We start from the raw sequence: 25,924 nt of genomic DNA, 5'->3' as shown, positions 1-25,924 counted from the left end.
CGAATGAGCTTCATCAGAAAAAATTATTTGTTGATTGCAGTATGTGTACTGATTGTTGCAGCATTGGTTGGCTGCAGCAAGAACGATAAAGGATATTACAATTATTCAAACACAGCAGGAACATTTAAAGGATCTACTTACGAATATCTTACTGCACAAACAGGTGTTTACGATTCGCTTTTGTTTGTTGCAGGCCGTTTAACAGGGTTGTCGGCTGCACTTAAAACAGGCAACATTACATTGTTTGCAGCCAATAACAGAAGTTTCGAACTGGCACTCTTTAACATTAACCAGGCCCGCAAAGATTCTATTCCTGCAATGCCGCAGGTATCGCTTGCAACAATTGATTCGGCTTTGCTCGACACATTTGTTTGCCGCTACATTATTCCCGGCTTACAACATACAGATAGTTTGAAAGGTTTTACCGATGGTAAGCTGTATGCCTCCTTCCGTTACGATTACAATATGCAGCTGCAGTATGTAGCAACCAACGCATCGGGTTTTTTAGGTGGCGGACCAAAGACGATCACTTTCAGCGATCCACGTAATTCCATTTTTACACGCAACTGGGTAAGGGTAAATACCATTACGGTTGATATTAAAACCACAAACGGAATTGTGCATCTGTTGCCAACAGGTCATGATTTTGGATTTGGAAACGATTTTATCAAACGAGTGAATAAACGATAGGTTCTATTTAAATCTCATTTTCTTTTAAACAGAAGATAACGATGAACAAAAAAATACAAAAAGTTGTGCGCAAACGCCGATACTACATTCTTGCAGTTGCTGTGCTGCTTGCAGCAAGTGCCTGTAAAAAATACCTTCCAAAAGAAAGGGAAACAGTAGGGGTCGATTCGCAATACACCATCGATACGTATCAGCCGGTGTTGGGGCGTACAACATTTTTTACTGATAATTTCTACCAGGGTAGTACAACTTATCCTTCCGATTTTAAAATTGTAAATCCACGCAGAAGAAACGGTGATCCTGCACCAGAACTGACAGATGTTTTCCCGGTGATGGTTTGGAAAAAAGCATATGATGGAAATGAAAGATCCATTGCAGAGATTGAAGCAAAACGTGAAAAGCAATATCGCCCATTATTTGAGATAGGACCACACTCCGGTGCATTTACCATGTGGGCAGAAGCACGTTCAGCTTTTGTACGTTCGCAGCCCGACTCCGGTTATTTGTTTGATGTGGAATTATCAAACTCAGGAGGCCGCAGGTATTACCGCAATATTAAACTGATGCCTTTAAAGGAACGTCCGTACGAACCTTCAAACTATAATGCATCAACCGGGCAGCCTGTTACAAATGGTGTGTATGCTTCTGTTATTACAAACATCAAAGGCGCCAATACCAACCGCTATCTTTCGTACAACGATATTGATGTGTACATACGCAAAGTGGTAAAAGCAGGTGTGCCTTCAACCAACACATTAACCTTCCGTTTTCTCGATACGTTATACAACCCGATCGATCCTGCAAAGTTTGCAGAAACAGATTGGAACAATGTTGTACATGGTTTCGAAAAGCAAGTAACCGCAACAGGTGTTACCTATAAAATGGCTTACCCCATTCCTGCTGTGGAAATTCCAACACGGTACACTACTTCCGATGGTCGTCGTGCAATAGCCAGATTCAGCTATTCACGCATTGGTTTTAATGGTGGAAGAGAAATTGCTACACTAGGTCTCGACTTTGCAATTTATGAACCCGGCGATTGGGAAATAGTATTTGCGTTTAAAAACGATAATCCAAAATTCACCAACGATTAATACAGGACACACATGTTAAGTATATACACACGCAAAAAAATAACTGCAATGAGATGGTTACCCTGTATAGGAATATTGGCTTGCATGCTTTTTAATGCTGTGCATACCTATGCACAGAATAAGATAACTGTAAAAGGTGTTGTAAAAGACAATGCACAGCAAACGGGTATGCAGGGTGTAACAGTATCAACAGTTAAACCTTCAAAAACAATTGCAACAACCGATGCGAATGGTGCTTTTACTGTAACCATTGATGCAGGAACTGAATTGGTTTTTACACACTCCGGTTTTACTGCGGTACGTAAAACATTTATGTCGAGCAATTCATCTGTAACTATTTCTCTTTCTGTAAAAGATAATGCTATGCAGGAAGTAGTGATCCAGGGGTTCCGGCAAAAAACAAAAGAAACTGCTACCGGTTCAAGTACTGTTGTAAATGGTAAAGCGTTGCAGGATGTACCTGTATCAAATGTTGTAGAATTATTGCAGGGTAAAGTAGCAGGTTTGAATGTGCAGAACAACTCCGGCTCACCTGGTGGTATGGGCACAATTAACCTGCGTGGTATTTCAAATATTAATATCAGCAGCGATGGTTTCTTAACACCGACATCGCCCTTGTTTGTGATCGATGGTGTGCCTGTTGATGTAAATACAAATTATGAATACGGATTCCAGGGTGGTGGGGCAGGTATCAATCCATTGGCATTAATACCACCAGAAGATATAGAGCAAATGGAAGTGTTGCGTGATGCAGCAGCAACATCGGTATATGGTGCAAGAGCAGCGTATGGGGTGATTATCGTTACTACACGTAGAGGTAAATCGAAAGTGCCTGTTGTACAATATTCAACAAACTTTTTTGTGAAGGCACCGCCACGCTTACGTGAAGTGATCGGTGGTAAAGAAGAACGTTTACTCCGCATACGCACCATTCTTGATTATGATACTTCCTATGCAGCAGCGCAGGCATTGATCAATCAAACACCTTTCTTGTCAGACAGTTTGAATCCTTATTTCAATAACTCAACAAACTGGCAGGATTATTTTTACCGCACTACTTATAACCAACAACATAACCTGAGTATTCGTGGTGGTGATGACAGGTTCAATTATAAAACCAACCTGAACTATTACCAGGAAAATGGTATTGTGCAGAACACAGGCTTTAAGCGTTATGGTCTTAGTATGAATGCACAGTATGCACCTACTAATCAGTTGCGTGTGCTGGTAAGCCTTTCAAGTCAGCTGGGTCAAAAGCAAAACGGTAGTGGTGTTGGTTTAATACAAACAGGTGTGGCAAGTGGTGGATCTTCATCTTCATTACTGCCATCGCCATCGATGTTCTCTGAAAATAACAGCGCATTAGCGGCGGCAAGAGTCACCAATAATAATAAAACGGCAAACATCCTTACAAGTCTTGATGCATCTTATGAACCACTGAAAGGATTACGTCTTGGAAATCTTATCAGCTATAATTTCAATTCAGGAACAACTGATCGGTTTACGCCATCGTTTCTAAGTAATGGTTCTTCTGAATCATATAGCTATAACGACAGGAGCTATCAGTTGAACAACCGTTCGATCATTAACTACACCACCACGCTACGCAATCTTCACAACTTTAATGCGTATGTGTTTAACGAGATCAACACAAACGGTTTTCGTGCAAACGCAGTTCGTTTAGATCGCACAGCTAACGATCAGATAACAGGGCCTATTGGTTATGGATGGGGAGCTTCACGTGGAGGCACATTAAATAATATTACTGAAAGAAGACAACATGGTTACGGCGGTTCGTTCTCATACAACTTCGATCGCAAATATGTAATTGATTTCACATTCCGTTTTGATGGAACATCCAATACAGGGTCAAAACAACCTTATTCAAAAAATCCTGCTGTTAGTGCAAGATGGAACTTCAACAGGGAAAAATGGTTGGAGAAAGTTACCTGGTTAAGTTATGGTTCAGCAAGAGCATCGTGGGGACGTAACATACGCCCAACCGGCGACATCTTTGATACCTATGGTCGTTACATTGTAGGGCTGCCTTACAATAACAACCCGACCGTTACCATCGATTATGCAACCATTCCTAACGAAAACTTTTTACCCGAAACACAAACAAGTACCAACGCCGGTATTGAATTAGGACTCTTTAATAATGCACTCCAGTTAACTTATGAGACTTATTACAGATCCATCGATAACCAGATTATGGAAATTAAACTGGCGAATACCAGTGGTTTTGCTGAGTTGCAAACAAATGCAGTTAGTCTTGTAAACTATGGAATGGAATGGACTGCTACCGTACGCATGTTCAAACAAAGCAAACCATTTCAATGGACACTTAGTGTAAACGGTGCATTGAACAGGGAGATATTGACGCAGCTTCCTGAAAATCTTCGCCAGATGACAAAGCAGATAAAAGACAATGGTAGTGATGTGCCGGTTATTTACCGCATAGGACGTAATGCTATTTCAAATCTTATTTATCATACACAGGGCATTTATGCAAGCACAGGTGATGTGCCGGTGAATATAGCAACAGGTCGTCGTCAACAATTAGGTTCTGGTACTGGGTATTATTTCCAGGGTGGTGATCCACGTTGGACAGATGTGAATGGCGATTATATCATAGATGAAAAAGATCTGTTGCCAATTGGTAATCCCATTCCGAAAGTAACAGGTGGTATTCTTTCGCAAATGCAGTTTAAAGGCTTTCAGTTAAACATCAACGTATCGTGCACACTGTTTCGTGATCTGCTGAATGCTTCTTTATCGAAGACGATGCAAAACTTTGGCAACCCCGCAGCAATTGGTCCAAATGGCGAACGTTTGCAGCCGACAGCGCTTGTACCAATTGATCAATACAATTACTGGAAACCATCATCTACAGACAAAGGAAGCGGTACAGTGAATGCACAATATCCAAATCCATTTGATTTCAGAAGAGCAGGTGTTATGCAACCTTTCCGCAGCAACCAAACATTGTTCCTCGAAGATGGTTCATACTGGAAGATCAACAACATTGTATTGGCTTATAACCTCGACAGGAAATTGATCGCACGTTTTAAGATGACCTCGTGCAGGCTCACATTAACAGCCAATAACGTATTTACATTTTCGAATTACAGCGGCCCCGATCCTGAATTGGTTACACAGTTGGGAAGAGATAACTCAGGTGGTTATCCAAATGCAAGGAGCTATGCAGTTGGTTTAAATGTTCAGTTTTAATTGTAAAAGAAAAACGAAAAAGATGAAATGTATTATCAGCATACTTGCAATTACAGCACTGATCTTATTTGGCAGTGGTTGCAAAAAATATTTAAGTCTTGATCCGCCAAATGCGCTTTCGGGTAATAATTTCTGGAAGTCGAAAACCGATGTTGAAAATTATACCAATGGAATGTATGAGTTGCTGCGCAAATCGGTTGCAAGGCTCGATATGAAAGCAGATGCCAGCTCTTTCAACTTTCCCTTCTTTGCTTTCTCCGGCGATTTAAGAGGTGGTATGGCAAAGGAGAATACAGAAATAGGTTGGGGACGTACATATGTAGCCAACTTGTCGAACAATAATATTAAGGCATTATTTGTTGATGCACCAAGTGGTGGTAACAACTGGTATCGTGTGTTTAACATGATCCGTTTTAGCCAATGGGATAATTTTTACAAAGTAATTGCTGCAGCAAATATTGCGGTAGATCGTGTTGATGGTGTATCCGATCCATCATTAACTGCCGAAGAAAAAAAGCAATACAAAGCGGAAGCGATCTTCATCCGTAACATGGCTTATTTCCTGATGGTTCGTCAGTGGGGTGATGTTGCTTATTATACTGATGCTTACCACAGTGCTCCACTAAAGCGTATGGCAATGGTTGAAGTATTAAAGAAATGCCGTGAAGATCTGATGGCAGTGAAAGATGATTTGCCATGGACTTATAAGGATCCTGTATTTGTTGCGGTGCGTGGTATGCGTGGTTCGGCACTTGCATTACTGATGCATATTAACATGTGGCTTGCAGGATTTGATACCGGTAACGAAAAAGCTTATTACGAAGCAGTGGATGTATTGGGTGATGAACTGTATAACGAAAATGGTGGCGCATATGCATTATTACCATTGGAACGTAATGGCGAAATTTTTAAAGGCCGTTCGAAAGAAGGATTGTTTGAAGTACCGCAGAATGCAAACTATGGCGAATCGTTCGGTTGGTCTTATTACTACGATCTGGTTTATTATAACCGTCTTGCTCCCGATCCTACACATCCTTATATCAGTTACGATACAAAGTTTATGGAAACCATTTATCCTGTTGGGCAGGCAGATAAACGTACGGATTACTGGTTTGATGTTTCAACCATGTATGCCGGCAACAGGAGTTTTAAAATGCTGAAGTTTTTTGTAAACCGTGATCCGAATTCGGTTGATGGCACTTCGTTCGATGCAAGCCAGATCATTTTTCGCTACACCGATGCTATTTTATTGCATGCAGAAGCATTGGCAAATATTGGTAACGATACAAAGGCAAAAGAAAAATTAAACATTGTAAGAACTAGGGCAGCCGCCGCACCGATAACAAGTACAGGCTCAGAATTGAAAACAGATATTTTCTATGAGCGTTGCCGTGAATTATTGGGCGAAGGACATTATTGGTTTGATGTAGTGAGAACAAAGCGCATCATCGACCCATCTTACAAGTTCGGATACCATTGTACGGTAGAACAATTTAAAGCAGGTGCATGGACATGGCCTATTCATTCATCGGCATTGATCAATAATCCGGGCATGACATTAAACCTGTATTGGCAATAACATTTAAAACAAAGCAGATGAACTATATGAATCGTTCCATCATCATCGCTGTTATCATTACAACCATTTCGTTTGGTTGTCAGAAAAAAGATTATTTCACAGACACGGGAAAACATACACCCAATTTCCAGGGTAATGTATACGAGTATTTGCAAGCAAAACCGCAAATGTTTGACTCGTTGGTAAAGGTCATTCGTATTGCAGGTATGGAGAATGTGTTTAAGAATGAGAAGATCACCTTTTTTGCTCCTGCCGATTCAAGTATTACACTTATCATGAGAGCATTGAATCTATACCTTGATTCAAGAGGTCAGCGTCGTGTAACAAGCCTTACGCAAATTAAGCCGGAAGTGTGGAGAAGGCAGTTAAGCCGTTACTTGTTTAAAGGTGCCCGTTCTATGAACGATTATCCTCAGCTTGATCCGGGTAACCTTTCTGCTTATCCAGGCCAGATATACAGTTCTTACCAGGGAGATATTATGAATATTGGTGTGATCTATAACGATGCAGGTGGTGTAAAGTATGCTGGCTACAGGCAGTTAATTATTTCTTTTATACCATCTGTTTCTGCACCGAGAGACTATAACAGCTGGTACCCGGCAATTGTGGCTTCTGTAAACGTGGCACCCACTAACGGTTACGTACATGTACTCAACTACCAGTATCACTTTTTCGGATTTGGCATCATTCAGTTTATTGAAGATGTAATTGACAAAGGCATAGTTTATTAGTTAAAAAGCAGAAGCGTTTTTCATGATAAAGCAAACGATTAAAAATTTTTCAGCAATGATAAAAAAGAAGAGGCAAATAACTCTTGCGGTTATCAATTGTTTTTTGATAGCTGTACTATTAGGTGCATGCACAAAAAAACAAATAGAACCGGTTGATGTTTATCCCGATCCTCCTGCAATATTGGTAAAGTTCCTTGAGGGCGGTCCTTATCCTGCTACCGGCAGCGAAGGTTCTGTTGTTAAGTTTAACGTTACAGGTTTAAAAGGCAAGGAAGGGCAGTTTAAGTTTTTTGTACACCTTACCGAAGCCGAAATCATTTCTGTTGAAGAAAATGCCATCACCGTAAAAGTGCCGTTGGGTGCAAGTACAGGTGCTGCCAACGTACTCATTAATGGCGAATATTATTTTGGACCAACCTTTGTTATTAAGGGGAAATTGTCGATCGATGCTTCGTTTAATACCGATGCCTATGTTTCAAATGGTGAGATCAAAGGCATTTTCCGTCGTTCAGATAATAGTACATACTTCATTTATGGTCGCTTCAGCAATTATCAAAGCAGTGCAACAGTTGCAAACCCTATCACGAATATGGCAGTTGTTGATCTTAACTGTGCTTACCGCCCGGTTGCCGATCAAATGAAAGTTGGTAAAACAGGTGTGGGTGGAAGTTTAAGCAGTGTAATACAACAAGCGAGTGGACAGTATTTGCTTGCAGGTTCCTTCGGCAGTTACGATACAACAAACGGTATCAACAATATTACACGGTTAACATCGGCAGGTGTATTAGAAACGCAAGTGGTAGATCTGATCAATCCCGATCCCGTTGGTTTTCCTAACGACGGACAAGCAATTGTGCCTTCCTTAAACGGCGGAACATCGGGTGGCATTACCAAAATGTTTGTAAGCTCAACAACAGGCGATATAACTGTTGTAGGAAACTTCACCAGTCATTTAAGTACGTTTTATGAACGATCAACAAAAACAGGACCGTTGGTTGATGTGGTTAAAGTGCGTCAGCTTATCCGCATGAAATCAACAGGTGCATTCGACTCTACATTCAATTTCAACTTTGCAACAAAAGAAGGTTACGAAGGTGGTAATGGATTTATTTATGATGCTGTTCAGCTCAACGATGGTAAGATCATTGTTGCAGGCAACTTTACAACTTATAACGGTACAACAGCAAACTACATTGCACGTATTAACCCAACAAACGGGTTGATCGATGCAACATTTAATCCGGGTGGCGTTGGTGCCGACGGAGCCATCAATAAAATAAGATACAACGCTGTTACCAATAGAATTTTAATTGTTGGTGCATTTAAAAAATACAATAACCAGGAAGTTAATGGTGTGGCCTTGCTTAATGCAGATGGCACTGTTGATGCAAGTTTCCGTTTTGGAAAATTAACCGGAGGTGTGCCTGAGTTTGCAGCGCAATTGAATAATGGAAGAGTCATTGTTGCAGGTACATTCAGCCATTACAATTACAACTACCTCACTACACCCGATAAATCTGTTGTACGGCCTGGCTTTATGGTGCTGGAAAGTAACGGATCGCTGGCGCTTGGTTATAACAACACAGGATTGTTCAGAGGTATTATCAACGATATGGTAGAAGGTACTTCAACCGATCTTAAACCTGCTGTTATTCTTGTTGGCGACTTCGACCGGTTTGATGGAAAAGCGGTAGGCGATATTATAAAAATCAAATTGGAAAATTAACCGTTCACTAAAAATCAACCGGCAATTGTTGATGCAGGATTGCCCCAATCTTATAAAACAGTAATACATGAAACGTTTAAAATATCTGAAGATCTTTTTACTCTTTGCGGGTGCAGGATATTTTGCAGCAAGCTGTAATAAATCTTTTCCAAACCCATTGGATGCAAATACAACGGGAGGAAATGGAAATAAAGTCATCAATCCAAAGACATTGGTAATTGTTGTAGATGGTGCAGTTGGAACACAGGTGCAGGTGGCAAATCCTCCGGTGCTCGGCAGCCTTGTTGATTATTCCATTTTTTCGTGGGATGCATTGAACGATTACGACAATGTACCTGTTACAAATAATCTTGGGTGGGCAAACCTGCTTACCGGCGTAAGAGTAAATAAACATAATGTTACCGGTGCCGATTTCAGCAACAATCGTTTTGCAGATTATCCATCTTTGTTTACACGCATGAAACAGGAAAAGCCGGGCTTACGTACAACAGCTTTCTTTTCATCGAACGGCATTGCAGAAACACTTGCTGCAGATGCAACCATTAAACAATCGTACAACGAAGATGATGCTGCTGTAAAAGAAGCAGTGAAAGCAGAATTGCGTACACAAAATGCTGATCTTGTATTTGCACAGTTTCATGATGTTGATAAAGCCGGTGCAGCCTCATCGTACAGCAACAATTCAACAACATACAGAGATGCGATCTTACGTGTTGACAGTTATATTGGTGAAATCTTAACTGCTTTAAAAAGCCGTTCAACATACAGTTCAGAAAACTGGATGGTGATTATTACTTCAAATAAAGGAAGCAATACCGTTTACAATCCATCAGGTTCATGGTCGGCTTTTGAAGATACACGTCATAATACATTCTTCTTTTGCTTTAACCCACGCTTCAACAGTAAAGCACTTTCGAAACCGGGTGCATTAATTCCTTATACAGGAACAGCTCCGCAATTTTCAGGTACACAATCGCAAAACAGAAGAGCGAAAGCTGTTACTGCAGGTAGTTTGTTTGATATGGGTTCTGCAAATGAAATGACGGTGCAGTGCAAAGTGAAAGTTCCAGCAGGTAATTATTATTATCCTGCATTTCTTTCAAAACGTGCTTCTTTTTCCGGTGGTGTTGTTGGTTGGGTATTTTTTATGGAAGCCAATTACTGGATGGTCAACTTTGGCCAGACAGGTTTAGGTAATCGCCAGATTCGTGGTCATGTAATTTCCGATGGTTTGTGGCATACGCTTACAGTTGTAGTACGCAAAGAAGGTGCTGCACGAAATGTATACACGTATACAGATGGTGTACTTTATAACAGCGGTATTTCTGCAGCAACAAGAGATATTACCAGCTATGGAAATCTCAACAGTCCGCAACCACTTACAGTTGGTAATCTTCCTCCCGATAACGTAACCAATCTTGGCAACTTTCAGATTACCGATATCCGTTATTACAATGTAGCGCTGCCCGATGCATATATTGCCAATACGTATTGTACAACAAGCATCGAACCATCCAATCAATATTATGGTAACCTGCTTGGTTTCTGGCCCGGCTTCCCGGTTGTAAACGACAACGGTGTGTTTAAAATGAAAGATTTCAGCAGTTATCAAAACGATATGGTGCTTGATAGTTATTCACCCGGCAGCTTCAACGATCTTACTGCAAATGTTTGTCCACCAATTACAGAGCCTGTATACAAAACAGTTCCTAACTCGGTAGATGTTGCAGTGCAGATCTATGCATGGTTTGGTATTGCTGTGCCGGGCACCTGGAAATTGGATGGAAAAAACTGGATACCTACTTACAGCGATGTAAGCGGAGGTTAAACAAAGAACAACGACTCATTAAACTAGTTACAATAAAACGAACAAAATGAATTCTGTTATGCTTGTTAAGCGTTTATCGGTTTGTTTGCTGTTACTCACAGTAGCGGTAACAGCCTGCAGAAAAAAGTACGCATACGATTTTGAAGATGGTACTCCCGGCGATGGTGCAAGTGTTGCAAGTATTACCATTGATACCAGTATTAAAAATGTTGATGCAAGTAAATATGCACAGGCAAGAGTATTTCCCGGATTGGTGTGTGCTTCGGAGCCAAGGGTAAAAGTTGATCTTGCAATGAATTTGAATTATAACAATGTACAGGATGAATTGCGTATTTCTGTTCCACCAAGTCCACAGTTTAGTACAGGACTTTATGCTGCACCGGGCGAGTTGGTGATTATTGATGTGCCGCAGAATGAATATTCATTGTCTGTACAAATTGGTGCATGGACCGATAATCTTTCTGTAATTCAAAACGCACCACGTGATCCTGTTATTTACACACGCAGCCAATTAAATCCCGGACGTAACTATCTCCGGAATTTATACGGTGGACATATTTATATTTTCGCAGGCCGTCCAATTGCAACTCCGGTAAACTTGTCGTTTACAAATGTGCTCAAGTCGCCCGATTATGTATTCGGCCAAACAGATAATGCAGCGTGGCAAACACAGATCCGTTCTTCTTGTGTACCCTGGCTTGAGTTGCGTAGTGCGAACATGATCTTTGTTGTTCCCCGCCAGTATTGTATCGATCGTCCGTTTGCAGATATTCAAAAAGCAATGCAGGATTGGGATGATATCATTAATCTTGATTATTACCAATGGGAAGGGTTAAGTGCAACTCCTGCAGAAGCAATTGACAAAGCACCATTGCTTCCGTGGAGAGTAGTGATGGATATTAAACCGGTTGTTGGTTATGGTCACTCAGGCTTTCCTATTGTTGTGCAAAACGATTACAGTTGGTTTGATGGTATTGGAAACGTGAGTGCTATTAACGGCGGAGGTAACTGGGGTGTGTTTCACGAAGTTGGTCACAATAACCAACAAGGCACTTACTGGAGCTGGAGTACATTAGGTGAAACTACCTGTAACTTCTTCTCCTTTAAAGTTGCAAACCGAATTAGTGCAACAACGCCATCGGCATGGCCTCCTAAACATCCTGCTTTAGCAACAGCAATACCTGCTGCAATTACTTGGGCATCATCTGCAGTTGGTACAAGAAATTTTGATGGTACAGATGCTGCGATCAATGATCCGTTTGCACGCTTAACACCTTTTGTGCAGATCATGAGTAAGATCCCTGCTAACTGGGGTTATCCCGGTCAGCCCGATGGCTGGAGTTTTATAACAGAGCTGTACAAAAAAACACGTCGTTCAAATCGTATTTCATTAACTGATCAGAACAAGCGTGACTTTGTGTATGAAACCTTATGCGAATTTACAAGAAGAGATATGCGTGCTTTCTTCAGAGCATGGGGTATTACCATCAGCAACATATCGTTGAATAAAATGGGAGCGATTTATCCGTTATCATTTCAGGAAATATGGAAGTATAATCCGTTAACAAAAACCGGTGGCGATACACAGGCCGATCCTCGCAGCGTTTGGGTGCCTACTGTTAACTCTTGGGCAACGAATGAAGGTACAAGTGGTGGAGTTATTACACATGCTTTTGATGGTTCGTTTACAACTTACTGGCATAGTAATTATGGAACCGGAACAGGACCAACAGCTCCACAGTACACCATTACTGTAGATATGGCTGTGCCAACAACGATTAAAGGATTTGCAGCTGCATTGCGTCAGAGCGGAACAGGAACAACTACCCGTGTTAAAAACATACGTGTACAGGTGAGCGATGATAATATCAGCTGGACACCGGTTACGTTTGTTACAGGAGCAAGTACAATTGCAGGTGCATTTACGCTTGTAAATGTACAAGGATTGCAAAGCTTTAATCTCACTGCAAATATTACAGCAAGATATTTCCGTTACGTTATTTCGGCTACATCCGACAACGATCCAACTGGTAACAGCTCAGCATTGTCAGAAATAAATATTGTAAGACCTTAATCTTCCATCAGCGATAAACGAATAATATGAAAAGAGATAAACAACTTACCCGTTTGTTAGTTGCTTCGATAGGGGTGATGATTTTATTGTTTGCGTCCTGCAAACGTTATGTTGATCCTCCACTTTATTTTGAAGAGCCGGGAGATACAACTCGGCCTGCATCAAGAAAAGTGCTACTGATTGCCATTGATGGTGCAGCAGCCGGCGAATACAAAAAAATGGGCTTGCCTGTTTTACAAAATATGTTATCGAAAAGTAAGTACACGTGGGAAGGTGTGTCGGACGAAGTAAGTACCGACGCTGCAACGTGGAAAACATTAATGAGTGGTGTTTCTTATTCACGTCATAAGATCAAAGACAGTTCGTTTATTTATACGCAGGGTATCAACGATCCGCAGCATTCATCTGTTCCCAATTACCCGTCAATCTTCTCTTACATCTTATCTTCTCCAAAAAGCGATATGCGCACAACAGTTATATCGTCGTGGAGAACAATGGTTGAGAAACTGGTTCCGGAAGTACAGGATCCTGTTGTTGCAGCAGATGATGTAGCCGTAAAAGATTCAGCACTCAAGCGTATTAAAACCGGCAATCCCGATTTTATGGTGTTGCAGTTTAATTCTGTAGCCATAGCAGGCAAAGCAGGTGCATTTCTTGCCGATAATACATTGTATAAAGATGCAGCTGTAAAAGTAGATGCATATATCGGCGAGTTATTAACCGCATTGAAAGCAAGACCCGGTTATGATAAATCCGAGGAATGGCTCGTGATTGTTACAAGTACACATGGTGGTATAGGTAACAGTTACGGAGGACCATCATCTGCTGAAGTAAATGCATTTTCTGTTTTCTATCATGAGAAGTTTAAGCCACTGGAATTTGTACGCTCAGGTTTTTCGGGTGTGGCAATGAAAGGCACAGGTAGTTCGGTAATCCGTGCACGCATACCTGATGATGGCGGGCTTTACAACCCCGGTTCAGCACAGCAAACAATTTCAGTTAAAATGAAATCGCCAACAAAAACACAATACCCGCATTTCTTTTCTAAAATGGACAAGTTTGCAAGCACTACCGGTTGGTCGCTGTTTACAAACTCAAGTGGCATATGGTGTATCAGCGTAATTGGTTCAGGCGAGTCACGCATTCAGGGAACAACGCCTGTAGTGTTTGATGATAAATGGCATACTGTTACATTTAAATTTATGGATAGTGCAAGCAAGCGTTGGCTGGTACGTTATACCGATGATAAACGCATTGATCATACAGATATTACGGCAAGGGGTTCAGTTACAAGTACATCGCCGTTAACCATGGGCTGGGCAACAGATCAGGGGATGGGTGCTGTTACAGTAAGCTTTGCTGATTGCATGATCTTTAATACAGCATTGTCTGATGCAGAAGTTGCAGCATTGCAATGTTCGAAAGATATTACTCAGCATCCTCGGTATGCAAATCTCATTGGTTACTGGCCTTGCAGTGATGGATTTGGTGGTCGATTTCTGAATAAAGCTCCTGGTGCGGTAAATAAGGATTTTGTATTGCAGGGTGCATTTACATGGGATAATTATGCAGAAGTGCCTTGCAGCATAACTCCTTTTCAGCCTGTAGCAGGAAAGTCTGCTTTATTTATGAAATCGGTAGATGTTACGGTAACGAGTTTGTATTGGTTAAAGATGAATATCCTTCCGGTGTGGGGGCTTGAAGGAAGCAAATGGCTTGAACCTTATGAACAGGAATTTGTAAAGTTATAATCAGGAATAGTTGATTTTTTGAAAGCGTCTCTGGTTACCGGAGGCGCTTTTGTTTTTTAGAAAAGTGATGAACAAGTAGCAAAACAAAAAAGCCGCAATGACAATCATTGCGGCTTTTGTATAACATTCAAATCAATTATGGTTCAACTGAATCATTCAGGTCGGCATCAACAAGAATACGACCGCAGTTTTCACACACAATGATTTTTTTGTGTTGTTTAATTTCGCTTTGGCGTTGAGGAGGAATGGTGTTAAAGCAACCGCCACAGCTTTCACGCTCAATAGGCACTACCGATAAACCGTTGCGGTAGCTTTTACGGATGCGGTCGAAGCTTGCGAGTAAACGCTCTTCTACTGCTTCTCTTGCACCGTTTACAAAAGAACGTAATTGGTTTTCTTCTTTTTCAGTTTCAGCAATGATCTTATCGAGTTCGCCTTTTTTATGCTCTAAGTTCTTTTCTTTATTGGCAATGGCTTTCTTCGCTTTTTCCAACACTTCGCTTTTGTCAACCAACTCTTCGTTTGCATCTTTAATATGCTTTTCAGAAAGTTTGATCTCTAAGCCCTGCATTTCAATTTCTTTATTGATTGCTTCGAACTCACGGTTGTTCTTTACATTCTCACTTTGTTTTTCGTACTTAACAAGTAAAGCCTGCGATTCAATAATTGCATCTTTCTTACTTTGTACAAAATCCTGGATACCGTTGATCTCTTCTTCAATACGGTTTTTGCGTGCATTCAAACCTTCAATTTCATCTTCGAGGTCTTTTACTTCCATAGGCAATTCACCCTTCAGAATCTGAATTTCATCCAGTTTGCTTTCGATCTTTTGCACACGAATAAGTGCCTTCAGTTTTTCTTCTACAGAATACTCTTTTGTAGTAGCCATATTGTTGTTTGAAGTTTTTTTGAATGTTCCTCAAGCTGCGATTACTTAAAATACTCAACCGGGTTCGTTTTCACAGCAGTTTTAAGGACGGCAAAGGTAGGGAATTTATCCTGCAAATGATCGGCCAGTAAATCTATCGTAAACTGCTCGCTTTCCCAATGTCCGATGTCGGCCAGCAAGAGACGGTTTTCAGCATCGAAGAACTCGTGGTATTTCACATCGCCGGTAACATAGGCATCGGCTCCCGAAGCCAGGGCGGTTTTGGTTAAAAAGCTGCCGGCACCGCCACATAACGCTACTCGATGAATGGATTTTGCAGGTGGAATGGTATGTTTAATGACAGTCAAATTGAATTGATCTTTAAGTAGTTGCAGGAAATCGTTGGGTATTAGCGGTTTCGGCAATTCACCGATCAAACCCGAACCTGTTGTTTGTAAACGATTATCAAGACTAACTACATCGTAGGCCACTTCCTCATAAGGATGCGCCTTGATCATGGCCGAAAGAATGGAATGCTCCTGCCAGGCGGGGAAAATCACTTCGATCTTTAATTCCTCCTCTTCATGTCGTTTCCCAATCTCCCCAACAAAAGGATTGCTGCCATCTGCCGCCTTAAACGTTCCTTTACCGGCTGCAGAAAAACTGCATTCGCTGTAATTACCGATATGTCCGCCACCCGCATCAAAAATAGCGGCCCTTACAAACTCTGCATGCGAAACAGGAACAAAGCAGAAGAGCTTCTTCAGTAACCCGCTTTTAGGCTGCAGAATTTTGCAGTTAACAAGCCCGAGCCGTTCGGCCATTTTTGCATTAACTCCTGTTATAACGTTATCGAGATTGGTATGAATGGCATAAAGTGCCACATCATTTTTTATAGAAGCTATTACAGCACGCTCTACATAGTTTTTGCCGGTGATCTTTTTCAGTCCGCCAAAAACGATCGGGTGATGTGCCACTACCAGGTTGCAGCCTTTTTGTTTGGCTTCTAGAATAACCTCTTCTGTTGCATCGAGGCTTACTAGTATGTCTGTACATTTCCATGCCGCCGACCCGGTGAGTAAGCCTGCATTGTCGTAGCTCTCCTGTAAAGAAGGGGGAGCGAGTGTTTCGAGAAAACGGATAATATCGCCGATTTGCATGCTGTAAAAATAGGATAATTCGGCAGGGCGATCGGGTTGCAAGCGGTAAAACCTCACGGTTTTGTTTTACGTACTTCTACTGTTAGCAGTTCCGAAAACTAATTGTAATTTCATACTTTGAAAAAATCTATGAAATAACCTGAAAACAGAATTACATGAAACAGTTCATTTTTCTTTTTGTAGTGGCAGTAATGTTAGGTGGTTGTAAAAAGACCATCAAAAAAATACAGGAAGAAACGGCCGAAACCTTAATTGTAAAAGCAATTACGGATGGCCGTTGGACCGTGACCGTTTATACAGACGGAACAACTGATTACAAGAGCGAATTTGACGGTTATGAATTTCAGTTTAAAACCGACCGTACTGTAGACGCTATTAAAAACTCCGCAACAGAAGCAACCGGCACATGGAACGAGGATAAAGTAAATATTGCCATCATTGCCGATTACCCGGTTTCTGCTGCTGTTACTTTACAACGCCTTGATGGTAACTGGAAATTAAAAGACAGTAACTGGACCTGGGTAAAAGCCCAGCAAACCATCAATGGTACACTCTTTACCCTGGAGCTTCGCAAAAAATAATTACTGCCGCACAAACTAAAAGCGCCCCCAAATGGAAGCGCCTTTCCTTGTTCTCATTTATAACTCAAAAAGTTAAAGGGCATTCTTTGCAATAACGGTTGGTGATTGTTCGGGAATAAAAGATGATCGTTTTGCTCTTCAAAAATGCAAAGACTCAATTAATAAAGCAAATCAATTAATTTTATGAGCCGATAGATTTTGACTATGACATTGACTCAGCTTGAATACCTCGTTGCGGTAGATACTTACCGCCATTTTGCAACAGCCGCCTCGCATTGTTTTGTAACCCAGCCCACGTTAAGTATGCAGATACAGAAACTGGAAGAAGAATTAGGCATTAAACTGTTCGACAGAAGTAAACAGCCGGTGATACCTACCGATGCCGGCATCGAAATTATTGAGCAGGCCCGTAAAATTCTGCAGGAGCGAAACCTCATCAGTGAAATTGCACAGAATAAAAAAGGTGTGCTTACAGGTGAATTGCGGATCGGCATTATTCCAACACTGGCGCCTTATCTGCTGCCTTTGTTCGCCAAAAGTTTCAACGAAAAATATCCATCTGTAAAACTCATCGTGCATGAAATGATGACGGAGTACATCATTCGTCGTCTGCGTGAAGGACGTATTGATGCAGGACTGCTGGTAACACCTTTGCAGGAGAATGGTATTAAAGAAGAAGTGCTGTTTTATGAAGAGTTGCTGGTGTATGTGTCGCCCAAAAATGAAGCGTACAAAAAGAAATATGTACTGGCGAAAGATATTGAGCCACAGAAATTGTGGTTACTGGAAGAAGGACATTGTTTCCGTTCGCAGATCGTTAATTTATGCGAGCTGAAAAAAGCAAGTGAACTAAGTACACAGTTTGAATACGAAGCAGGCAGTATTGAAACATTACGCCGCATGGTGGAGATGAACGATGGAATAACGATTATGCCCGAACTTTCTACATTGGATATGACGGCCGACCAACAAAAACTGTTACGTCGTTTTCAAAGCCCTGCACCTGCACGTGAAGTAAGCATGGTGGTGCATCGGGATTTTATGAAGAAGCGGTTGAAGCAGGCATTGAAAGAAGAGATCATTGCTGCTGTGCCGGAAAAGCTGAAAAAGAAAAAAGCACAGACGATTGTGCCGGTGTAGTTCTTTGCGATGAGCCGTCACCAATGTTGTCTGTTCATCCAACGGGCGACGCTACAACAATGCATGCGGAAACGGTTGCGCAAAACTTGGACTTGTTATGCAATGCTGTTATTTTTATTCATTAAAAAATAACCATGTTTAAACTCTTAGGCGTATTAGGCACACAGGAATTGATCATCCTTTTGTCTATTATACTTTCACTTGGCTTATTCATTATTATTCCTGTTATCATCGCTTATCGTTTAGGTAAGAAAGCAGGAAAGTTAGAAGCGATGGAAATGCAGCGTAAGTAGCCAATCCTCATTAATTATTTTCATCGCAGAGAAAGTAGATGCATAAAGTAAACGCCTATCTCGACTCCGCTCGATTGGCTGACCCGTCCTTCGACTACGCTCAGGACTACCATTCACTATTCAGCACTCACCATTCACCTTCCTCACTTCATCTGCTTCTTAATCATCTCCGTAAAAACCAGCGCTGCTTTTTTTCGATAGCTATCCTTCGGCCATGTAATCGACGCCTGACTGATCACGTTTAATCCTTTAATAGGAATCGTTTTCAACGTCTGTCTTCCTTTGGCAGCAGCAACCGTCATGATCGTACAAAAGTTTCCTGTTTCAACCAATTGCAGCAATGTATTAATATCATTCAACTCCATTTTAATATTTGGTTGCACGTTGTTTTCTGCCAGTGCCTGATTCAGAAAATGCCTTGTATGAAATCCTTTTGCTGGCAATACCAACGGAATATCTTTTAAGTCTTTAATAGCAATTGATTTTTTATCAGCAACCGGGTTCGATGGATGTACCACCAATGTTAATGGTGATTCATACAACCGTTGTGAAATAAACATATCGTTATCCTGCAACTCCAAAAATGAAAGCAGGAAATCAACTCTTGTCGATTTGAGTTTGTCCAGCAGATCTTCCGATGTGCCAAACTCAACAATAATTTTCACTTCGGGGTATTGTGCCGAAAACTGCACCAGCACCGGCGTGAGCAAAGTAGACAAACCATACGTTACACCAATCCGCAGTTCACCTGTTTTCAATCCCTTTAAATCATCAATTACAGCCCGGCCGCTTTCCGCATCACTCAGGGTTAAACGGGCAAAGGGGAGAAACTGGCTGCCAGCTTCCGTTAACCGCACCCGTTTGCCAATACGATCAAAAAGCGGCATACCCAGCTCATCTTCCAGTTGCTTGATCTGCTGACTGAGCGTACTCTGGCTGATGTACAGGTTGTGAGCTGCCACGGTAAAATTGAGCAGCTCAGCCGATTTAATAAAGTAGCGCAGCTGACGGAGTTCCATGTTTCTAAATCGGTTTTATCAATGGATGTAATAGAAAAATAAGGTTATACAAATTTAGGGAATCGGGTTAAATTTGGCCTTTCTTAAAAACGAGCAGAGATAAGGTTGCCAACCTTAACCCGATAATTTTTACAACCTCTAATACAAAATATATGAGTCATACGCCAACAACATTGTTCGATAAGGTTTGGGATTCGCATGTAGTCCGCAAGATCGAAGATGGTCCCGATGTGTTTTTTATCGATCGTCATTTTATTCATGAAGTAACAAGCCCGGTTGCATTTTTGGGTTTGGAAAGCCGTGGGTTGAAAGTGATGTTCCCCGAAAAGACATTTGCAACCGCCGATCACAACACACCAACTATCAACCAGCATTTACCGGTGCAGGATCCGCTGTCTGCGAATCAATTGAAAGCGTTGGAAACAAATGCTGCGAAGTATGGTATTTCGCATTGGGGGTTGGGTAATCCAAAAAATGGTATCGTACACGTAGTTGGTCCCGAAAATGGTATTACACTTCCGGGTATGACGATCGTATGTGGTGATTCACATACATCAACACATGGTGCATTTGGCGCCATTGCATTTGGTATTGGCACTTCAGAAGTTGAGATGGTATTATCATCTCAATGTATCATGCAGCCGAAGCCAAAGAAAATGCGCATCACCATCAATGGTAAATTGGGTAAAGGCGTTGTGCCGAAGGATGTGCCTTTATTTATCTTATCGCAGATTTCTGCAAGTGGTGCAACCGGTTATTTCATTGAATTTGCTGGTGAAGTGTTTGAAAATATGAGCATGGAAGGCCGTATGACGGTTTGTAACCTTTCGATTGAAATGGGTGCACGTGGTGGTATGGTTGCGCCCGATGAAACAACATTTAATTATCTGAATGGAAGAGACCTTGCTCCAAAAGGCGAGGCTTGGGATAAAGCATTGGCTTACTGGAAAACATTAAAGACTGATGCTGATGCGAAGTTTGATCTTGAATTGAATTTTAGTGCTGATCAGATCGAACCACAAATTACGTATGGTACAAATCCTGGCTTGGGTACAGGTATTACACATACAATTCCTGTTGCTGCTGAAGTAAAAGATGGTGAAGCTTCTTACAAAAAATCACTCGCTTACATGGGCTTTGCAGAAAATGAAAAGATCATTGGCAAGCAGGTTGATTATGTGTTCTTAGGTAGCTGTACCAACGGACGTATTGAAGATTTCAGAGCATTTGCAAGTATTGTAAAAGGAAGAAAGAAAGCAGATAATATTACAGCATGGTTAGTACCCGGCTCACATATTGTTGAACAACAGATTAAAGAAGAAGGTATTCTTGATGTGTTGACGGAAGCTGGTTTCCAGTTACGTCAGCCCGGTTGCTCTGCATGTCTGGCAATGAACGATGACAAAATTCCTGCCGGTAAATACGCTGTAAGTACAAGTAACAGAAACTTCGAAGGTCGCCAGGGTCCCGGTGCAAGAACATTGCTCGCAAGTCCGTTGGTTGCTGCTGCAGCTGCTGTTACAGGCGTAGTAACTGATCCGAGAGAGCTGATTGCATAAATACAATGTCGGATGTAGGATGTCTGATTTAGGATGTCCGAACTCCGGTAAAACTTAACAATAATCAGGATGTTTTTAAATCATACATCCTACATCAGAAATCAGACATAAACTTATGGCATACGATAAATTTACAGTCCTCACAAGCACAGCGGTTCCCATGCCGATCGAGAATGTGGACACAGACCAAATTATTCCCGCACGTTTCTTAAAAGCAACCAAGCGTGAAGGTTTTGGCGATAATCTTTTCCGTGACTGGCGTTATAACGGCGACGATACCCCGAAACAGGATTTCGTTTTGAACAATCCTATTTACTCCGGTAAAATTTTAGTTGGAGGTAAGAACTTCGGTAGCGGCAGCAGCCGTGAACATGCTGCATGGGCTATTTACGATTACGGTTTCCGTTGTGTGGTATCAAGTTTCTTTGCTGATATCTTTAAAGGCAATGCACTCAACATCGGTATTTTGCCTGTAACAGTTAGTCCTGAATTCTTAGATAAGATCTTCAAAGCTATTGAAGCCGATCCGAAAGCTGAACTGGAAGTAAATCTTCCTGAGCAAACGATCAGCATTGTTGCAACAGGCGAGAAAGAATCATTCGATATCAACGGTTATAAAAAACATAACATGACGAATGGTTTCGATGATATCGACTACCTGCAATCAATGAAAAGCGATATCCAGGCATTCGCAGAAAAAAGTTTATACTAAGTTCTGATCCCTTAAGCAACCATGCCCAACAATCAACGTTACATTGAAATAATGGATACCACGCTCCGTGATGGTGAACAAACCAGCGGGGTATCTTTTTCTGCATCGGAGAAATTAACGATCGCACAATCGCTCTTAACAGAAGTGAAAGTTGATCGTATTGAAATTGCTTCGGCCCGTGTATCGGAAGGAGAGTTTGATGCAGTGAAAAAAATTACCAAATGGGCAAAGACAAACGGAATGCTCAACAGGGTAGAAGTGCTCACGTTTGTAGATGGAGATGTGTCGATTGACTGGATGATCAAAGCCGGTGCAAAAGTGGCGAATCTTTTAACTAAAGGTTCGCTCAATCATCTGACACATCAACTCAAGAAAAAACCCGAACAACACTTTGCTGAAATTGCAGAAGTGATTAATCTGGCAAAAAAGAAAGGCATTGAAACAAATGTATATCTCGAAGACTGGAGCAATGGTATGCGCCATTCAAAAGCGTATGTTTTTCAATACCTCGATTTTATTGTGAAGCAACCGGTGAAGCGTGTAATGTTGCCCGATACATTGGGCATCTTAACACCTGTTGAAGTATATGATTTCATTTCGGAGATCGTACAACGTTACCCAACTACTCATTTCGATTTTCATGGTCATAATGATTACGATCTCGGAACAGCCAATGTAATGGAAGCATTGCGTGCAGGAGCACATGGTTTGCACTTAACGGTAAATGGTATGGGCGAACGTGCAGGTAATGCACCGTTGGCAAGTGCTATTGCGGTGATGAATGATTTTATGCCGAACATTAAATCATCAGTAGTAGAAAAATCATTGTATCGCATCAGTCGTTTGGTGGAAACATTTTCAGGCATCCGCATTCCGGCAAACAAACCGGTCGTAGGCGAAAATGTGTTTACACAAACTGCAGGCATCCATGCCGATGGTGATAAAAAGAACAAACTTTATTTTAGTGATCTGATGCCGGAGCGTTTCGGTCGTCAGCGTAAATATGCATTGGGCAAAACCAGCGGCAAAGCAAATATTGAAAACAACCTTGCACAGTTAGGTATTCAGTTGAGTGATGCTGATCTTAAAAAAGTAACGCAACGCATTATTGAATTGGGAGATAAAAAAGAGATGGTTACTCAGGCCGATCTTCCGTACATCATCTCTGATATTTTAGATAGTAATTCTATCCAGGATAAAGTGAAGGTGGAGAATTATGTACTCACACATTCAAAGGAATTACGTCCGTCGGTAACACTTCGTCTGGCTGTTAATGGAGAAACATTTGAAGAGCATGCACAAGGTGATGGACAGTATGATGCCTTCATGAATGCATTGAAGAAAATTTACAAGCAAAAGAAAATGGAATTGCCGCAGCTCACCGATTATGCTGTGCGCATTCCTCCCGGTGGTAAAAGTGATGCGTTGTGTGAAACGATCATCACATGGAGTTACAATAACAAAGAATTTAAAACAAGAGGTCTTGATAGCGATCAGACAGTATCAGCTATTAAGGCAACGCAAAAAATGTTGAATATAATATAGTGAGTGGGAACCCCGACAGCGGTTGCAAACCCTGTCGGCGGTTAGAATACCACAACAGACAATTCATTCTCAAACAAAAAGAAGTTCAAGTAGAATAACAATGGCAACAAAACACATTTTAATTGTTCCGGGCGATGGTATCGGACAGGAAGTAACAGCAGTTGGTAAATTGGTATTGGATAAGATCGCTGCAAAGTATGGTCATACATTTACCTACGATGAAGCATTAATCGGCCATGTGGCGATTGAAGCAACAGGTGTTCCTTTGCCTGATGAGTCATTGGAGAAAATGCGTAAATCAGATGCAGTATTGTTCGGCGCTGTTGGTCATCCGAAATACGATAACGATCCTTCTGCAAAAGTTCGTCCTGAACAAGGTTTGCTGAAGATGCGTAAAGAACTTGGACTGTATGCCAATCTTCGTCCCATTAAATTGTTTGATGAGTTATTAGGTGCATCAAGCATCAAACCCGAAATTTTAAAAGGTGCAGATATCCTCTTCTTCCGTGAACTGACCGGTGATATTTACTTCGGCGAAAAGGGACGTAAGAACGATGGCGATACAGCTTACGATATTGCAGAGTACAGTCGTTACGAAGTAGAGCGTATTGCACGCAAAGCATTTGAAGCTGCTCGCACACGTGGTAAAAAATTATGTTCGGTTGATAAAGCGAACGTAATTGAAACATCACGTTTGTGGAGAGAGGTGATTCAGAAAGTAGCATTGGAATATCCTGATGTGCAGGTGGAACACCAGTTTGTTGATGCAACAGCCATGTTGCTCATTAAAGATCCACGTCGTTTTGATGTGGTAGTTACTGCAAATCTGTTTGGTGACATCTTAACCGATGAAGCATCGCAGATCGCCGGTTCAATGGGGATGCTGGCAAGTGCATCTATCGGCGATGGAACCGGTGTATATGAACCAATCCACGGTTCGGCACATGATATTACCGGTAAAGGTGTAGCTAATCCGTTGGCATCGGTTTTATCAGCTGCTTTGCTGCTTGATATTTCATTTGGTATGAAAGAAGAATCAGAAGCGGTCATTAACGCTGTAGATAAAGTATTGAAAAATGGTTTCCGTTCACGTGATATTGCCGATGCAACAACACCGGCTGATAAAATTCTCGGAACGGCTGCTATGGGTGAGCAGGTCCTGCTCCATATTTAAAAGGAAACTGTAAGGACAGAGGGGGCAGAAATGCTCCCTTTTTGTTTAACAAAAAGTGGCTACAATTGTAGTAGTGTAACTAAACTAAAACGTATGAATATTCAAGTTGGACAAAAAGCGCCGGATTTTTCACTATTCGATACAGAAAGAAAAAAAGTAGGTCTTTCCGATTTTAGGGGAAAGAATGTATTGATCTTATTTTACCCCATGGCTTTTTCCAGTACCTGCACCCGTGAACTTTGTGAAGTAAGGGACGATATTGCCCGGTATAACAATGCCAATGCTCAGGTGTTGGGCATTTCGGTTGATTCGGTTTTTACCCTGAAGCGTTACAAAGAGGAACAGGGCTACAACTTTCCGCTGCTCAGCGATTTTAATAAAGAAGTATCAGCTGCTTACGATTCGTTGTATGAGAACTGGATACTGGAAATGAAAGGGGTTTCTAAAAGAAGTGCTTTTGTGATTGATGGAGAAGGGGTGGTACAATATGCCGAACTGGTTGAAACCAAGGATGCTGTGCCTGATTTTGAAGCGATTAACAATTGCTTATCGGGACTCAATTAAGATAACTTTGACAAAAATAAGCAGATGGATTTTTCTGAAATCCGTCTTGTTTATGTTAAGAATTGTGAAAAAAAGCTTGTATATTGTCAATAATAAAATTAGTTTTGTTTCGTTGAAACGGATTTTAACCATAACCGCCTTTATCCTCCTGATAGCCACAGCAACCTTTGCACAGAGCGATCGACCTTCGTCTGCAGGTGCTGAAAACGTGGTTAAAGTTGTTCGTTTTTATCCCAATCCAGCTTCAGCTTTTATCAATTTCGAGTTTAAAGACATTGCAGTTTCCAATTACTCTTTCAAAGTGTTCAACTTTATTGGAAAGAAAGTTCTCGAAATCAACAATCTTACTCCACGTACAGTTATTAACCTTAACGATTATTTCCGTGGCGTGTACATCTTCCAGTTAACCGACCGCAGCGGTAAAGTTGTGGAAAGCGGTAAGTTCCAGGTGGTGAAGTAGTTTCTCTTTTGTTTCTGGTTTCAAGTTTCTTGTTTCTGGGTGGTACCCGATTGAATTGCTATGCCGACTATTAGTCAGCATTTTGCCAATAACCTGTAACCAGAAACCAGCAACTGTTTTCCTTTGTACCTCTTAAATGTAT

The 25,924-nt window shown here is 41.3% G+C and carries 21 protein-coding genes; 18 read left to right on the top strand and 3 right to left on the bottom strand.

Annotated features, from left to right (window positions below; genetic code table 11):
• Positions 1-3 precede the first annotated feature (3 nt).
• From ESA94_RS06030 to ESA94_RS05990, 9 genes are all read left to right on the top strand, one after another.
• On the top strand, positions 4-690 hold the full coding sequence (locus ESA94_RS06030) for a fasciclin domain-containing protein (RefSeq protein ID WP_129129927.1): 687 nt from the start codon (positions 4-6) through the stop codon (positions 688-690).
• Between the two features lie 41 nt (positions 691-731).
• A complete protein-coding gene (locus ESA94_RS06025) occupies positions 732-1,784 on the top strand; it encodes a DUF5007 domain-containing protein (RefSeq protein ID WP_129129926.1) in 1,053 nt (350 codons plus the stop codon).
• A 48-nt stretch (positions 1,785-1,832) separates the two neighbouring features.
• The gene (locus tag ESA94_RS06020; RefSeq protein WP_164972663.1) at positions 1,833-5,018 is read left to right on the top strand and encodes a SusC/RagA family TonB-linked outer membrane protein; all 3,186 of its coding nucleotides are present in this window, start codon (positions 1,833-1,835) and stop codon (positions 5,016-5,018) included.
• Positions 5,019-5,040: 22 nt separating this feature from the next.
• A complete protein-coding gene (locus tag ESA94_RS06015) occupies positions 5,041-6,597 on the top strand; it encodes a RagB/SusD family nutrient uptake outer membrane protein (protein WP_205755913.1) in 1,557 nt (518 codons plus the stop codon).
• Positions 6,598-6,614: 17 nt separating this feature from the next.
• Positions 6,615-7,328, top strand: coding sequence for a hypothetical protein (locus ESA94_RS06010; protein WP_129129924.1), 714 nt, complete (start codon positions 6,615-6,617; stop codon positions 7,326-7,328).
• 103 nt (positions 7,329-7,431) lie between these two features.
• Positions 7,432-9,054 carry a DUF5008 domain-containing protein gene (locus tag ESA94_RS06005; protein ID WP_164972662.1) on the top strand — a complete coding sequence of 541 codons (1,623 nt, stop codon included), beginning with the start codon at positions 7,432-7,434 and terminating at the stop codon, positions 9,052-9,054.
• Positions 9,055-9,121: 67 nt separating this feature from the next.
• A complete protein-coding gene (locus tag ESA94_RS06000) occupies positions 9,122-10,882 on the top strand; it encodes a DUF4983 domain-containing protein (RefSeq protein WP_129129922.1) in 1,761 nt (586 codons plus the stop codon).
• A 46-nt stretch (positions 10,883-10,928) separates the two neighbouring features.
• Positions 10,929-12,956 (top strand): M60 family metallopeptidase, encoded by a 2,028-nt coding sequence (locus ESA94_RS05995; protein WP_129129921.1) that lies wholly within the window; start codon positions 10,929-10,931, stop codon positions 12,954-12,956.
• Between the two features lie 26 nt (positions 12,957-12,982).
• Entirely contained in the window at positions 12,983-14,707 is a 1,725-nt protein-coding gene (locus ESA94_RS05990) for an alkaline phosphatase family protein (protein ID WP_129129920.1), read from the top strand.
• Positions 14,708-14,843: 136 nt separating this feature from the next.
• Here ESA94_RS05990 and ESA94_RS05985 read toward each other — a convergent pair whose 3' ends face one another.
• Positions 14,844-15,596 (bottom strand): zinc ribbon domain-containing protein, encoded by a 753-nt coding sequence (locus ESA94_RS05985; protein WP_129129919.1) that lies wholly within the window; start codon positions 15,594-15,596, stop codon positions 14,844-14,846.
• Between the two features lie 41 nt (positions 15,597-15,637).
• The gene (locus tag ESA94_RS05980) at positions 15,638-16,792 is read right to left on the bottom strand and encodes a Nif3-like dinuclear metal center hexameric protein (protein WP_240670997.1); all 1,155 of its coding nucleotides are present in this window, start codon (positions 16,790-16,792) and stop codon (positions 15,638-15,640) included.
• A 98-nt stretch (positions 16,793-16,890) separates the two neighbouring features.
• Between ESA94_RS05980 and ESA94_RS05975 the strand changes: the two genes are divergently transcribed.
• From ESA94_RS05975 to ESA94_RS21370, 3 genes are all read left to right on the top strand, one after another.
• The gene (locus ESA94_RS05975; RefSeq protein ID WP_129129918.1) at positions 16,891-17,316 is read left to right on the top strand and encodes a hypothetical protein; all 426 of its coding nucleotides are present in this window, start codon (positions 16,891-16,893) and stop codon (positions 17,314-17,316) included.
• Positions 17,317-17,520: 204 nt separating this feature from the next.
• Positions 17,521-18,456, top strand: a complete 936-nt coding sequence (locus tag ESA94_RS05970) for a hydrogen peroxide-inducible genes activator (protein WP_129129917.1) — start codon at positions 17,521-17,523, stop codon at positions 18,454-18,456.
• Positions 18,457-18,590: 134 nt separating this feature from the next.
• On the top strand, positions 18,591-18,749 hold the full coding sequence (locus ESA94_RS21370; RefSeq protein WP_164972661.1) for a hypothetical protein: 159 nt from the start codon (positions 18,591-18,593) through the stop codon (positions 18,747-18,749).
• A gap of 143 nt (positions 18,750-18,892) precedes the next feature.
• Here the strand turns inward: ESA94_RS21370 and ESA94_RS05965 are convergent, their stop codons facing one another.
• The gene (locus tag ESA94_RS05965; protein WP_129129916.1) at positions 18,893-19,768 is read right to left on the bottom strand and encodes a LysR substrate-binding domain-containing protein; all 876 of its coding nucleotides are present in this window, start codon (positions 19,766-19,768) and stop codon (positions 18,893-18,895) included.
• 152 nt (positions 19,769-19,920) lie between these two features.
• Between ESA94_RS05965 and leuC the strand changes: the two genes are divergently transcribed.
• From leuC to ESA94_RS21365, 6 genes are all read left to right on the top strand, one after another.
• Complete coding sequence (gene leuC, locus ESA94_RS05960; protein WP_129129915.1) at positions 19,921-21,327, top strand: 3-isopropylmalate dehydratase large subunit; 1,407 nt, start codon at positions 19,921-19,923, stop codon at positions 21,325-21,327.
• Between the two features lie 115 nt (positions 21,328-21,442).
• Positions 21,443-22,039: a 3-isopropylmalate dehydratase small subunit gene (gene leuD / locus ESA94_RS05955; protein ID WP_129129914.1), complete on the top strand. Its 597-nt coding sequence runs from the start codon at positions 21,443-21,445 to the stop codon at positions 22,037-22,039.
• A 21-nt stretch (positions 22,040-22,060) separates the two neighbouring features.
• Entirely contained in the window at positions 22,061-23,584 is a 1,524-nt protein-coding gene (locus ESA94_RS05950; RefSeq protein ID WP_129129913.1) for an alpha-isopropylmalate synthase regulatory domain-containing protein, read from the top strand.
• Between the two features lie 100 nt (positions 23,585-23,684).
• Positions 23,685-24,758: a 3-isopropylmalate dehydrogenase gene (gene leuB / locus ESA94_RS05945; protein WP_129129912.1), complete on the top strand. Its 1,074-nt coding sequence runs from the start codon at positions 23,685-23,687 to the stop codon at positions 24,756-24,758.
• Positions 24,759-24,851: 93 nt separating this feature from the next.
• On the top strand, positions 24,852-25,322 hold the full coding sequence (locus ESA94_RS05940) for a peroxiredoxin (RefSeq protein ID WP_129129911.1): 471 nt from the start codon (positions 24,852-24,854) through the stop codon (positions 25,320-25,322).
• 112 nt (positions 25,323-25,434) lie between these two features.
• Positions 25,435-25,782: a T9SS type A sorting domain-containing protein gene (locus ESA94_RS21365; RefSeq protein ID WP_164972660.1), complete on the top strand. Its 348-nt coding sequence runs from the start codon at positions 25,435-25,437 to the stop codon at positions 25,780-25,782.
• Positions 25,783-25,924: the final 142 nt, after the last annotated feature.

It is taken from the genome of Lacibacter luteus, assembly GCF_004118265.1.
In the GTDB taxonomy this organism is placed as follows: Bacteria; Bacteroidota; Bacteroidia; order Chitinophagales; family Chitinophagaceae; genus Lacibacter; species Lacibacter luteus.
This window is presented reverse-complemented; position numbering and strand designations above follow the sequence as displayed.

Excerpts from the sequence above, each read along its gene's own strand:
- ESA94_RS05995 (WP_129129921.1), top strand. The coding sequence starts at position 10,929 with ATGAATTCTGTTATGCTTGTTAAGCGTTTATCGGTTTGTTTGCTGTTA.
- ESA94_RS06030 (WP_129129927.1), top strand. The coding sequence starts at position 4 with ATGAGCTTCATCAGAAAAAATTATTTGTTGATTGCAGTATGTGTACTG.
- ESA94_RS05970 (WP_129129917.1), top strand. The coding sequence starts at position 17,521 with ATGACATTGACTCAGCTTGAATACCTCGTTGCGGTAGATACTTACCGC.
- ESA94_RS06015 (WP_205755913.1), top strand. The coding sequence starts at position 5,041 with ATGAAATGTATTATCAGCATACTTGCAATTACAGCACTGATCTTATTT.
- ESA94_RS05965 (WP_129129916.1), bottom strand. The coding sequence starts at position 19,768 with ATGGAACTCCGTCAGCTGCGCTACTTTATTAAATCGGCTGAGCTGCTC.
- ESA94_RS05950 (WP_129129913.1), top strand. The coding sequence starts at position 22,061 with ATGCCCAACAATCAACGTTACATTGAAATAATGGATACCACGCTCCGT.
- ESA94_RS06010 (WP_129129924.1), top strand. The coding sequence starts at position 6,615 with ATGAACTATATGAATCGTTCCATCATCATCGCTGTTATCATTACAACC.
- ESA94_RS06000 (WP_129129922.1), top strand. The coding sequence starts at position 9,122 with ATGAAACGTTTAAAATATCTGAAGATCTTTTTACTCTTTGCGGGTGCA.
- leuB (WP_129129912.1), top strand. The coding sequence starts at position 23,685 with ATGGCAACAAAACACATTTTAATTGTTCCGGGCGATGGTATCGGACAG.
- ESA94_RS05940 (WP_129129911.1), top strand. The coding sequence starts at position 24,852 with ATGAATATTCAAGTTGGACAAAAAGCGCCGGATTTTTCACTATTCGAT.
- ESA94_RS05985 (WP_129129919.1), bottom strand. The coding sequence starts at position 15,596 with ATGGCTACTACAAAAGAGTATTCTGTAGAAGAAAAACTGAAGGCACTT.
- ESA94_RS06020 (WP_164972663.1), top strand. The coding sequence starts at position 1,833 with ATGAGATGGTTACCCTGTATAGGAATATTGGCTTGCATGCTTTTTAAT.
- ESA94_RS05990 (WP_129129920.1), top strand. The coding sequence starts at position 12,983 with ATGAAAAGAGATAAACAACTTACCCGTTTGTTAGTTGCTTCGATAGGG.
- ESA94_RS06025 (WP_129129926.1), top strand. The coding sequence starts at position 732 with ATGAACAAAAAAATACAAAAAGTTGTGCGCAAACGCCGATACTACATT.
- ESA94_RS21370 (WP_164972661.1), top strand. The coding sequence starts at position 18,591 with ATGTTTAAACTCTTAGGCGTATTAGGCACACAGGAATTGATCATCCTT.
- leuD (WP_129129914.1), top strand. The coding sequence starts at position 21,443 with ATGGCATACGATAAATTTACAGTCCTCACAAGCACAGCGGTTCCCATG.
- leuC (WP_129129915.1), top strand. The coding sequence starts at position 19,921 with ATGAGTCATACGCCAACAACATTGTTCGATAAGGTTTGGGATTCGCAT.
- ESA94_RS05975 (WP_129129918.1), top strand. The coding sequence starts at position 16,891 with ATGAAACAGTTCATTTTTCTTTTTGTAGTGGCAGTAATGTTAGGTGGT.